The 12,256-nt window shown below is 34.1% G+C and carries 9 protein-coding genes; 1 reads left to right on the forward strand and 8 read right to left on the reverse strand.

From position 1 onward, the window contains the following. Nucleotides 1-348 precede the first annotated feature (348 nt). The 7 genes from alsS to LDP15_RS03825 all read right to left on the reverse strand — a co-directional run bounded on the left by alsS (nucleotide 349) and on the right by LDP15_RS03825 (nucleotide 8,780). On the reverse strand, nucleotides 349-2,013 hold the full coding sequence (gene alsS, locus LDP15_RS03795) for an acetolactate synthase AlsS (protein WP_015426377.1): 1,665 nt from the start codon (nucleotides 2,011-2,013) through the stop codon (nucleotides 349-351). Between the two features lie 154 nt (nucleotides 2,014-2,167). Then, entirely contained in the window at nucleotides 2,168-3,424 is a 1,257-nt protein-coding gene (locus tag LDP15_RS03800; RefSeq protein ID WP_015426376.1) for a tetratricopeptide repeat protein, read from the reverse strand. 28 nt (nucleotides 3,425-3,452) lie between these two features. After that, nucleotides 3,453-4,625: an AI-2E family transporter gene (locus tag LDP15_RS03805; RefSeq protein ID WP_015426375.1), complete on the reverse strand. Its 1,173-nt coding sequence runs from the start codon at nucleotides 4,623-4,625 to the stop codon at nucleotides 3,453-3,455. A gap of 65 nt (nucleotides 4,626-4,690) precedes the next feature. Continuing rightward, complete coding sequence (locus LDP15_RS03810; protein WP_015426374.1) at nucleotides 4,691-5,311, reverse strand: class I SAM-dependent methyltransferase; 621 nt, start codon at nucleotides 5,309-5,311, stop codon at nucleotides 4,691-4,693. Between the two features lies 1 nt (nucleotide 5,312). Continuing rightward, nucleotides 5,313-6,920 (reverse strand): NAD(P)/FAD-dependent oxidoreductase, encoded by a 1,608-nt coding sequence (locus LDP15_RS03815; protein ID WP_136122470.1) that lies wholly within the window; start codon nucleotides 6,918-6,920, stop codon nucleotides 5,313-5,315. A 36-nt stretch (nucleotides 6,921-6,956) separates the two neighbouring features. Continuing rightward, a complete protein-coding gene (gene rlmD / locus LDP15_RS03820) occupies nucleotides 6,957-8,327 on the reverse strand; it encodes a 23S rRNA (uracil(1939)-C(5))-methyltransferase RlmD (RefSeq protein ID WP_015426372.1) in 1,371 nt (456 codons plus the stop codon). A gap of 207 nt (nucleotides 8,328-8,534) precedes the next feature. Continuing rightward, nucleotides 8,535-8,780 carry a hypothetical protein gene (locus LDP15_RS03825; RefSeq protein ID WP_015426371.1) on the reverse strand — a complete coding sequence of 82 codons (246 nt, stop codon included), beginning with the start codon at nucleotides 8,778-8,780 and terminating at the stop codon, nucleotides 8,535-8,537. A 201-nt stretch (nucleotides 8,781-8,981) separates the two neighbouring features. Between LDP15_RS03825 and LDP15_RS03830 the strand changes: the two genes are divergently transcribed. Continuing rightward, a complete protein-coding gene (locus LDP15_RS03830; protein WP_039115419.1) occupies nucleotides 8,982-9,677 on the forward strand; it encodes an N-acetylmannosamine-6-phosphate 2-epimerase in 696 nt (231 codons plus the stop codon). Nucleotides 9,678-9,739: 62 nt separating this feature from the next. Here LDP15_RS03830 and LDP15_RS03835 read toward each other — a convergent pair whose 3' ends face one another. Further along, nucleotides 9,740-12,247: an HAD-IC family P-type ATPase gene (locus LDP15_RS03835; protein WP_015426369.1), complete on the reverse strand. Its 2,508-nt coding sequence runs from the start codon at nucleotides 12,245-12,247 to the stop codon at nucleotides 9,740-9,742. Between the last annotated feature and the right edge of the window lie 9 nt (nucleotides 12,248-12,256).

Raw genomic sequence — 12,256 nt, forward strand, 5'->3', positions numbered from 1 at the left:
TTATGTATATGAGTGATGTTAAGTACATATTTATTTTACAATACCTACATATTATACTACCTTCAATTCTTTCAGCCGATAAAAAATTTATCTGTTTATACTCATCCTCTTTTGTTGTTTTCCACATCCTCTAAAATGGGTATTTGGCTAATTTGAAGCATCCTCTTGGAGTGGTAAAAGGGTATTTTATTCGGCAATTATAGGCAATTTTTCACAAACTAGGAGCTAGTTTCACACAACTCATTGTCAATTTCATTTGATTTATTTCACGAAAAAAGCCCCTGAACGCTTAGGTGTTCAAGGGCTTCTTCTTTTATTTTTGTTATTTCACAAACTGCTTGATTGTAATCAATAAAATTCTTCTGGCAATAATTTTTCTGCTAATTTAATGTTATCAGAATAGTCCAAAGGAACGTCAATTACTACTGGTCCAGTAGTATCTGGGATTGATTTAAGAATTTCAGCAAGTTCTTCTTTGCTGTGTGCACGGTAACCTTTTGCTCCCATCGCTTCAGCATATTTTACGTAATCAACATAGCCAAAATCAACGGCTGCTGAACGACCATATTTCATTTCTTCTTGGAATTTAACCATATCATAATGGCCGTCATTCCAGATAATTTGAACGATTGGAAGATTCAAACGTACAGCTGTTTCCAACTCTTGCCCTGTGAAAAGGAAGCCGCCATCACCAGAATGTGAATAAACTTTTTTACCTGGGCGCAACAATGCGGCTGTAATTGCCCAAGGGAGAGCAACTCCGAGTGTTTGCATTCCATTTGAGAAGAGGAGGTGACGTGGTTCGTATGATTTGAAATGACGTGCCATCCAAATGTAGAGTGAACCTACGTCAACGGTTACTGTTTCATCATCTTTGACGATTTCTTGGAAAGTGCTGACCAAATCAAGAGGGTGCATTCTACCTTCTTCAGTATTTTCAGTATCAAATTCGTGTTGCTCAGCAACTTCATGAAGGCCATCGAGATAATCTTTTGTTCCTTTTGGAATTTTGTATCCACGAACAGCTGGTAAAAGATTATCCAATGTTGCTGCGATATCACCAATTAATTCACGTTCTGGTTGGTAGTAAGTATCAATTTCAGCAATGGCATTATCAATAACAATAATTCGACTATCAATTTCTGCATTCCAGTTACGAGCTTCATATTCAATTGGGTCGTAACCAACAGCAATAACAAGGTCAGAACGCTTCAGAAGCATATCTCCTGGTTGATTTCGGAAAAGACCGATACGTCCATAAAAAGTATGTTCTAAATCATGTGAAATAACCCCTGCACCTTGGAATGTTTCAACGACAGGAATATTAACATGAGTTAATAGATTACGCAATGATGAAGCGACTTTAGCATCTGAAGCACCAGCTCCAACCAAAATTACTGGCAATACAGCATTTTTAATTGCTTGTGCTAAATAGTTAATGTCATCAATAGAGGCATTCCCCATTTTAGGGTCTGAAAGTGGTTGAATGGCCTTGATTGATACTTCGGCATCCGTTACATCTTGGGGGATTGACAAGAAAGTTGCACCTGGATGTCCTGATTTTGCAATACGATAAGCATTGGCAATTGATTCAGAAAGTGTATCAGGGTCAAGAACTTCTGCTGAATATTTTGTTGCTGATTGCATCATTCCAGCATTATCCATTGATTGATGTGCACGTTTAAGACGGTCACTTCGTTTAACTTGTCCACCGATAGCCAAAATAGCATCACCTTCTGATGTCGCGGTCAAAAGCGGAGTCGCAAGGTTTGATACACCAGGCCCACTTGTAACAACTACTACACCAGGTTCGCCAGTTAAACGACCAACAGCTTGAGCCATGAAAGCAGCTCCTTGCTCATGACGAGTCACGACCATTTGAGGGCCTTCTTCATTTTCTAATAAATCAAAAATCCGGTCAATTTTTGCTCCTGGAATCCCAAATACATACTTCACTTTATGGTTAATCAAACTATCGACAACCAAGTTCGCCCCAAATTGTTTCTCAGACATTTTTTATTTTACCTCAATTTGTTCTAATTCATATTTCATAATCTCTTGGATTACTTCACAATCATTTTATCAGATAATAGAACCTTTTACAATTATTTTGACGCAAGTTTGTGAATTTTCTAGCTTACAATAAAAATAATTACTGACAGCTTTGTCAGTAATTATTTTTTAAGTCTGTCAGTAAATTTCTCATATTTTCATCATCCGGAACAAGTTCCAAATATTGTTCAATAATTGGTTCTGTTTTAGAAATTTGACCAATTTCTTTAAGAAAATCAATATAGTCTTCTAAAAACTCTGGATTCTCTGACAGATTGGTTTGAATGAGTTCTTCATACAAAGCAGCCGCTTCAGAATCATTTTCCAAAGCTTTATGTGCTCCTGCAAAAAGCCATTTAGCTAATAAATGTTCATCTTCTAAAAGCTCTTCGAGATTAATGACGGCTTCAAAATCTTCTTCGTTGAAGTATAAATTAGCAAGCAAAAAGACTGTTTCGTCATGTAATTCTGGTAAATTTAAAGCATCCATGAGATAACGTTCCGCTGCAGCTTTGTCCTTAAGTTTGAAACTAATTTTTGAAGCGAAGTGTAAGAGAGGAACGGCATTAGGATTTTTTTTCATCCCTTTCTTTGCCATTTCTAGTGCAGCTTCAAATTCTTGATTAGCTTCTAGGGTTTGGGCATAGGCTAATTCATAGTTCAAAAATTCGACATCCATTTTTTCTAACCGTTTGAAATTAGCAATGGCTCTTGTTTCATTATGAGTTTCTCCATAAAGTAGAGCAATTTTATACAAGGTTTCTGGTTTTTCATCAAATTCAAGTGATTTTTCAAGAAATGATATGGCATTCTCAAAATTACCTAATTGGGCATAAGAGTCACCAATTCTTTGATAAATAGAAATTTTTGTTTCATGTAAAATTTTGCGTTCTGAAAGTTTTGCATATTCGGTAATGGCAGCTGAATAATCACCTTGTTCAAAGTAGGACTCAGCCAAAGCAAAAGTAATCAGAGGAGAATCCGATAATTCTCTTGCTTCTTCTAATTTAGAAATTGCTGTTTCAAAATCACCTTCAAATTGATATAAGTCAGCAATTTTGACTAAAGCAGCAATATAATTTTCATCATTCACCGGGATTTGATAAAGATAATTTAATGCTTCATCCAAATTACCATTATCTTCTGCAATTTCTGCTAAGTTAATCAGGTAATCAGTTGTTTCCGGATCTTCTGACATAATTTGGTCATAAATTTTTTGACTTTCATCAATGAAACCCATCATTTGCAAATATTCGGCTAGGTCAGCCAACATTTCACTATTATCATTTTTTAATGCTTTGGCAAGTGAATTTTGCATTCCAATCAGATCTCCCTGATGTAAGAAATCAATTGTATCTTCTGAATAAGACATTTTTCTCCTTATTTTTTTATTCTATTAATTACTCATTTGCTTCTTCTGTAGCCGTTTCTTCACGATAAAGAACTGAAATTTCACGGTACCATTCGTAAACATGGACAATAATAACTTTCAAAGTTGCATAGAATGGAATAGCAAGTAATACTCCCCAGACACCCAGAATTTGACCCGCTGTCAGTAAAACAAATAAAATTGTAATTGGATGAATTGACATTTGTTTTCCAAGAACTAAAGGAGAAATAAATCTTCCTTCAAGTGTTTGCTCAATAATAAGGACAATGATTACTTTTACAAGCATCAAAGGGCCACCAATTGCTAAACCAACAATTACCATTGGGATAGCAGCTAAAAATGAGCCTAAAAATGGAACTAAATTCAAAAATCCTGCGGTGATTGCTAAAGCAACTGCATAACGCAAACCAATAATAGGTAAACCAATCATAAACATGATAGCAACCGCAATTGCGACCAAAACTTGGCCACGGACATAATTTGAAAGCTGACTATTAATTTCGTGCAAAACTTTTGAAGTTTCTTTACGCCAATCATTTGGCAATAAATGAGTGACAAATCCATTTAATCTTTGACCATCTCTCAATAAGTAAAAAAGAACAAATGGGAATACAATTAATGAAATTAAGATACTTGTTGTTTTACTGATGAGATGTGAAAGGGTCGTAACAGCATTAACAGAGAAAGCTTTTGACCAATCAATCAATTGATTACCAATTGACTTAGCAAACTGGTCAACTTGTGGTCGAAATTGTTCAAAATGTGGATTTTTTGCTAAAGCATTAATCTCTTTTTGAGCAGTATTTACATAGTGAGGGACTGACGAAGCAAAATTATCTACTCCACTGATGATATTAGGAATAGCAACAATTAAGCCCCAAGCAATCAAAGCTGCAATTATTAAGAAAAGAACAATAATTGTCAGAACCCGCGGTACTCTTTTCTTTTCCAAAAAATCAACAATTGGGTTAAGAAGATAATAAAATACAGCTGCCAAAATAACGGGCAGCGAGATAACCGTTATAAATTCTCCTACAGGTTTAAAAATAAATCCAACTTTATTGAGTAAGAGAATATTCAGTAATAAGAGAAGGACGATTGCTAAAGCTGCAACTACTTTATTATTAATAAACCACTTGAAAAACCAAGAGGCTTTGAAACCTCGGTGTTGTTCTTGTTCCATATTTTTTTCCTAATTCTTTTTTTAGAATTACTGACAGATATTATTCAAAGTCATTTAGTGTTCTGTCAGTAATTTTTTTCTAGTTCATAATATTGAATCTGTAAAAAAATCTTTTTGTCAGTAATTTTCCAACCATTGTGATTAAAAATTCTTGTCAGTTCTTTTGGCTGATAGACTTTTACATCTCCTTCTGTTGAAAATTTATTAAGTCGCCAATTATAGACTTTTGTAATAAATGGAATATGAATCTCAGCGATGACCAATTTACCCTCTGGTGCCAGTAGTCGTTTAGCTTCTGCTAAAAAAGCTTCAGGTGAAGGAAAATGATGAAAGCTCGCTGAACAAATAATCAAATCAAAATTAGCATCCTCAAAGGGAATTTTTTGAGCAGAGCCTTGCTTAAAAGTAAAATTAGGATGCTTAACTTGAGCAATTTTTATCATTTCTGACGAAATATCTAAGCCACTTCCAAAAAATTTCTCTTTTCGATTTAACATTGCCAAAAGATTTCCATTAGCACAACCAACATCTAAGATTCTTGAATTTTTTTCAACTTTTAAACGTTTTATAATAAATCTCTTGAAAAAACTGGCTAAAAATCCATCAAAACTATGATCAAAACGACGCGCAATATGGTCATAAAAGTCTTCAGATTCTCTTTCGTAATCATGAGTCTTTTGAACCATTTTAGTCCTCCATCAATGGTTTAGCGAATTCTGCAATCATGCTCTCAGCACATTTCAAACCGTCAATACCGGCTGAGACAATTCCGCCAGCAAAACCAGCCCCTTCACCTGAAGGATAGATTCCTTTTGTCGAAACAGATTGATAATTTTCTTCATCACGATTAATTCTGACCGGTGAAGATGAACGAGATTCAACCCCTGTCATTACAGCATCAGAAAGGGCAAAGCCATGCATTTTTTTATCTAATCCAACAATTGCTTCACGCATAGATTGTGTAACATAGTCTGGGAATAGTGATTCAAGATTAGTTGGTTTCACTCCCAAAGCATAACTAGGTTCAACTGTTCCCATTGCTTTAGAGGCTTTTCCATCAAGAAAGTCTCCAACAAGTTGAGCTGGTGCTTGATAATTAGAACCGCCTAATTCAAAGGCTTTATGTTCTAATTCCTTTTGGAACTCTACTCCAGCAAGTGGATGGTCAGTTGGGAAATCTTCTGGAAAAACTTGGACTAAAAGTCCAGAATTTGCATTTTTTTGGTCTCTAGCATGTTCAGACATCCCATTAGTCACAAGGCCACCTTCTTCTGATGCAGCTGGGACAACCAGTCCTCCTGGACACATACAGAAAGTATAAACGCCACGCCCTGATGATGCCTTATAAGTTAAGCGGTATTCTGCTGCTCCAAGACGCGGATGGTCAGCAAATTCTTTATATTGTGCTTTATTGATTAAAGATTGGGGATGTTCAATTCTGACTCCAACAGCAAAGGGTTTAGCTGTAATCGTTACCCCTTTATCATAAAGTTCTGAGAAAGTATCACGTGCCGAATGACCAATGGCTAAAATAGCCTGATTTGTTTTAATAATATTTCCGTCAGCAAGTTTTACAGCCTGTAATTGTTCATCTTCAATTAAAAATTCTTCAACTTGAGCATCAAAATGTACTTCCCCGCCCAACTCAATAATTTGTTTTCGGATATTTTTAACAATGTCACGAAGTAAATCAGTTCCGACATGAGGATGTGCCTTATAAAGAATATCTTCTGGGGCACCAGCTTGTACAAATTCTTCCAAAACCTTACGACCACGCAAATCACGAACACGACTCGTTAATTTTCCGTCAGAAAAAGTTCCCGCTCCACCTTCACCAAATTGAACATTCGATTTTGGATTAAGTTTTCCTTCAAGCCAAAACTTATCAATTGATTTTACACGCTCATCTACAGCTTGGCCTCTTTCAAGAACAATTGGCCGATAACCATTTTGAGCCAATAATAAAGCCGCAAACATTCCTGCGGGACCAAATCCAATGACTACAGGCCGATGAAGCATTTTTTTATTTCCTATAACTGGATTGACATAATCCAATTCAGGTGCCAAAGAAACATTTTTTATTTTTTTAGACAGAATTCTTGCTTCATCTTTAAGTTTAATATCAACAGTATAGATAAAATCAATTTCGCCTCTATGTCTTGCATCAATTGATTCTTTGTAAATTCGATAATCCAGTAAGTCAGATTCTTGTAGTCTTAGTTTTTTCAAAACAAGACTTTTAACCTTACTGACAGGTTCATCAATTGAAATTTTGATTTGTGTTATGCGAATCATGATTTTCTTTCTATGAATAGGATTTATTATCCTCTTTTATTTTTTATTAAAACTAGCAACTAATTCAATATGATGCGTTTGTGGGAATAAGTCAACTGGTTGAACTTTATCCAACAAATAACCCTCAGCTTCAAAGCGAACAACATCACGAGCAAAAGTTGCTGGATTACAAGAAATATAAACAATACGTCGAGGATTCATCATTGCTGCTGCTTTAATAAAGCCTTCATCCAACCCTTTTCTTGGTGGATCAACAAAAATGACATCGGGTTTTATTCCTTCTGAAAGCCATTTAGGCATGATTTTTTCAGCAGTTCCAACCTCATAATGTGTATTTTCAAGTTCATTTAATTGAGCATTACGTTTAGCATTTTCAACGGCTGCTGGAACAACTTCCATGCCATAGACTTTTGCAACTCTATCAGCCATACTAATTCCAATTGTTCCAATACCAGAGTAAGCATCAATAACAACATCACCTGGTTTTAGACCCGCAAAGTCATAGGCAGTTTCATAAAGCTTTTCAGCTTGAGGTGTGTTAACTTGATAAAAGGCAGGGGCTGAAATTTGATAAGTTTTATCTAGCATCAAATCTGTGATGAAATCTTTGCCGTATAATAAAATAAATTCTTTTCCTAAAATAAATGAACCTGTTCCAGAATTAATATTTAATTGAACAGATTTTATATTTGTAAAACGTTCAACCAAATGATCAATCACAAGTTCAACCTTTTCTGGAAGTTTTTTACTTGTAGCGACTAAAGTAATCATCATTTCACCCGTGTGAAATGCTCGACGGACAACGATATTTCGCAACCAACCTTTTCTTGTTTTCTCATCATAAGCTTGTAGATTAATCTTTCGAAACTCATCGCGCAAAAAAAGAACCACAGCATCAATCTCAGGATGTTGAATATAAAAATCTTCCACAGGAATCAAAGTATGAGAATTCTTTCGATAAAATCCTGTAGTTAAAAGCCCGTCAATCATTTGGACAGGAATTTGTGCTTTATTTCGATAATTAATTGTTTTAATTGCTTCAACTGCTGGTAAAACTGGATAATCAGACTTACCAGCTGTTTTTCTCAAAATATCTACTACTTGCTTATGTTTAAATTTCACTTGTTCATCATAAGATAGATGACCAAAATCTGCGATTCCGGTGCGCAAATAATCAAGGTTAAGCTGAGTAACACGATGTTTACTCTGACTTATAAATTCATCCACACGCCCAAATCCAAAAGACTTCCCAACCTTAAGCACATGCATTTTGATACGTTCCCCAGGTAAAGCATTATCCACAAAGAAAGGGAAAGAGTCAATTTTAACAACCCCTTGTCCTTCATGTGTTAAGTCAAGGACTTCTGCTTCAAATATATCGTTTTTCTTGAAATTTGTCATGTCCATATTATAACATATATTATCAATCGGGTTCTATAAATGAAGAGTTTTTAATTTTTTTGAAAAAATATACTCCATAATTCCAAGCTTCTTTCACGTAAAATGTAGTTAAAAAGTGTAATCAAATTTTTTCAACAATAAAAAAGCCACTCACAAGGTAAGTAGTTCTAATTTATCTAATAAAGAAAGTGTAGTCTTTATTATGAATTTACATTAACGCAAAATCTCTATTCTACGCTGAGCAGCCGCATGAATGAGTTTTACTTTATTCTCTCCAAAAAGTTTTACTAATCTATCAAATTCCGCACTTTTAGCAAATTTTTCATTGTGCTTTAAATTTTTTTTACCATTTTTTTTGGCTTTCAATGTAATATAAATTTCTTGTCCTTTTTCATTGTGTGGAACAAAATTAGTCTGTTCTAAAACTATTTTTTCAATTTCCTTTTTTGATTTTGCCATTGAGACAATACTTCCTTTTCATTTTTATTCAATAAATATCATAGCATAAGATTCCGAAAAACTTAAATATTTATCATTTTCTTACTATATTTTTAAAAAAGCACTTAAAAATTTATGTCATTTGACAAAAATGTAAGCGCATGCTATATTCGTTGTTGGAGAATATCTCCATTTTAATTTTTATTGGAGGAAAATCGTAGAATGAAAAAAGAAGTATTTTTAGACAAAGTAAAAAATGGAATTATTGTATCCTGTCAGGCTTTACCTGGTGAAGCTTTATATTCTGAAAAAGGTGGTATCATGCCTTTGATGGCTAAAGCAGCTGCACAAGCGGGAGCCGTTGGAATTAGGGCAAATTCTGTAAGAGATATTAAAGAAATTCAAAAAATAGTTGATTTACCAATAATTGGTATTATTAAAAGAGATTATCCACCACAAAAACCTTTTATTACTGCTACCATGAAAGAAATAGATGAGTTAGTAGCCACTTCTTGTGAAGTCATCGCCTTGGATTGTACCTCTAGAGAACGTTATGATGGCCTAACTATTAATGAATTTATCAAATCAATCAAAGAAAAATATCCAAACCAACTTTTGATGGCAGATTGTTCAACCTTTGAAGAATGTAAAAATGCATATGAAGCTGGGGTAGATTTTGTTGGTACAACGCTTAGTGGTTACACAGATGAAAGTCCAAAACAAGATGAACCTGATTTTGCCTTACTTGAAAAACTAGTTGAGGAGAAGATTCCAGTCATTGCAGAGGGAAGAATTCATAGTCCAGAACAAGCCAAACGCGTTTATGATATTGGTGTTGATGCCATGGTTATCGGGGGAGCAATAACCAGACCTTTTGAGATTGCCACACGATTTATAAAAGCAATTGGTGAAAAATAGTAGCCCATTCATCGGAATAAAAAAAAGACACCTCCAAAAAGGATGGTGTCTTTTTTTTATGCTTATCTCTCGTTTACATTTTCTTTATTAACCTGAGATCTTTCCCAATTATCGACTAATATCTTCTTATATTGAGGTCTTTCAATCGCTGCTTTTGCATTATACTGTCTTAATTTGGTAAATGAGAATCCACTGATTAAGGCTAAACCTACAAGAAGTATAACAATTTTCTTTGTTTTTCTTTTTATATTTTTAGAGAATAAAGCTCTAACCATAAGAATAATTAAGATACAGATAATTGTTGGTATAACAAATCTGAAACTTTTGAAAGGTGCAATTCCTAAAAATTTAGTTACTGGTGAAATAAAGTAAGTTCCATAAAAGAGTGCTGTCATTCCGACAATAACAATAGCTCTAAAGCGGCTTAACGGACGGCATAAGAGATAGAGTGAAAAGAGTTGAACACTACCAATAACCAAAGTTACATCACTGATAAACTCCTTATAATGAGTCACAAAGTGTCCATCAGTAAATGTCGTATAGATTGGGAATTTATAGGCCAAGCTGAACATTACAAATATAGCAATCCCAATAATGATTCCCGTAGGTAGAGCGTTGTCTCTAATTTTTTGGAGAATATCATCTTCATTTCTTTTTTCATCTTTTTCTAGCACAAGTAGAGCACTAGGAATTCCGACGGTAAAGATACCCATCATCATTAAATTTATTGATTCTAATGGGAAGAGATGACGTGTAATTAACAATAGAACTGTTAAGGTAAAGATGTATATCACTCTTAGAAGATTCATACTAGCGACACGTGTAATATTATTAATTACTTTTCTTCCCTCTTTGAGAATATTTGGAAGAACAGAGAAATCATTTTTCAATAGAATAAATTGAGCAACTGACTTTGTAGCTTCATTACCGCTTCCTAAGGCGATTGGACAATCTGATTTTTTAAGGGCAAGAATATCATTAATTCCATCACCAATCATTCCCACAGTATGACCATTTGCTTGTAAGGCAGCAATGATATCACGTTTTCTTTCTGGAGTTATGCGACCGAATATTGTCTTTTCTTCTACCACTTCCTGTAGTTCTTTTTCACTTTCAGGAAGTTCTGATAGACCAATATAATCCGCTTCTAAACCGACCTCTTTTGCAATAAGTGAGACCGTTTTTGGATGGTCACCCGAAATAATTTTAATCTGAGTCCCTTGTTTTTCAAAGTATTCTAATATTTTTTTAGCTTCTTTTTTAGGTCTATCTTTTAAGAAAATAAGACAAAGAAGTTGGCTTTTTTCTCCCAAAACATTATGAGAGAGAGCGAGAATTCTATAACCTTTTTCCAAGGCTTCCTCAATATCAGCTTGTTGTTTAGGAGTGACATCTTTTGCTACTAAATCAAAAGCTCCTAAAATATAATTTCCTTTATTTTTAATTTCTACAGATTGATATTTAGTTTCTGAGCTAAAAGGTTGATATGAAACTAATTCAAAGGTATTTTGTTGACCACTAGTAAAATATTTTGTCAAAGCCTCCATTGAGGAATTTTGTTCTTTATCTAAGGAAATAATATATGAAATGATATCATTTGTTTCAGCTTTATCATTATAGTATAGAACATTTTCAACATTCATTTGTCCTTCGGTAATTGTTCCCGTTTTATCTAAACATAAAACGTCGACTCTAGCCAATGTTTCAATTGCTGATAATTCTTGAGTCAAAACATCCATTTGTGAAAGTTTAATGACACCTAAGGCCAAAGCAACTGATGTAAGCAAGACTAATCCTTCAGGAATTAAACTTGTAATCGTTGTTGCTGTTCCAACAATCGCCATCTTTCTTTGAGGAATCACTGACAAGTTTAATGACGAAAAGACGAACTGATTCAGCAAAACAAGAATTGAAATAGGAATAATTCCTATTGCGATAATTTTTAAAATTTTATCAATTTGTTGTTGTATTTTTGATTTTGATTTTTTTAAAACTGAAGCTTCTTTTGTGAGTTTACTGATAAAAGTATGATTCCCGACTGCCTGAACTTGTGCTTTTGAAGCACCTTGCATGACAAGACTACCTGAATAGATGAAATCACCAACATGTTTTTCAATAAAATCAGATTCTCCCGTAATCATGGATTCATCAACATCTAGTCCTTCTTCCAAACATATCGCATCCACTGGAACCTGAACCCCTTTTTTCAGACAAATAATATCATTTAAAACAAGTTCTTCTTTTTCAATACTTACTTGTTCACCTGCTCTTATCACTTCTACTTTATCTTGTTTTAGAAAAGAAAGTTTTTCAATAATTCTTTTGGCTTTAATTTCTTGATAGATGCCAATTGAGGTATTAGAAATAATTGAGAAAATAAACAGCATGTTTTTATAAGAACCAATGATAAATAACACAACCGCAAGTACTAGATTGAGTAAATTAAATAAGGTCATTGAGTTTTTAATGATAATATCTTTATTTGAATTCCCAACTTTAACCGTCATGATATTCAAATTCCCAAGTCTTTTTTGTTCTTCGACTTCTGCATTTGACAGTCCTTCGGTCATGTTTACTTT

The organism is Lactococcus sp. SK2-659 (genome assembly GCF_020218185.2).
Lineage (GTDB): Bacteria > Bacillota > Bacilli > Lactobacillales > Streptococcaceae > Lactococcus > Lactococcus lactis.

Coding starts and splice junctions, on each gene's coding strand:
- LDP15_RS03805 (WP_015426375.1), bottom strand. CDS start 4,625: ATGGAACAAGAACAACACCGAGGTTTCAAAGCCTCTTGGTTTTTCAAG.
- LDP15_RS03830 (WP_039115419.1), top strand. CDS start 8,982: ATGAAAAAAGAAGTATTTTTAGACAAAGTAAAAAATGGAATTATTGTA.
- LDP15_RS03825 (WP_015426371.1), bottom strand. CDS start 8,780: ATGGCAAAATCAAAAAAGGAAATTGAAAAAATAGTTTTAGAACAGACT.
- LDP15_RS03835 (WP_015426369.1), bottom strand. CDS start 12,247: ATGACCGAAGGACTGTCAAATGCAGAAGTCGAAGAACAAAAAAGACTT.
- LDP15_RS03815 (WP_136122470.1), bottom strand. CDS start 6,920: ATGATTCGCATAACACAAATCAAAATTTCAATTGATGAACCTGTCAGT.
- alsS (WP_015426377.1), bottom strand. CDS start 2,013: ATGTCTGAGAAACAATTTGGGGCGAACTTGGTTGTCGATAGTTTGATT.
- LDP15_RS03810 (WP_015426374.1), bottom strand. CDS start 5,311: ATGGTTCAAAAGACTCATGATTACGAAAGAGAATCTGAAGACTTTTAT.
- rlmD (WP_015426372.1), bottom strand. CDS start 8,327: ATGGACATGACAAATTTCAAGAAAAACGATATATTTGAAGCAGAAGTC.
- LDP15_RS03800 (WP_015426376.1), bottom strand. CDS start 3,424: ATGTCTTATTCAGAAGATACAATTGATTTCTTACATCAGGGAGATCTG.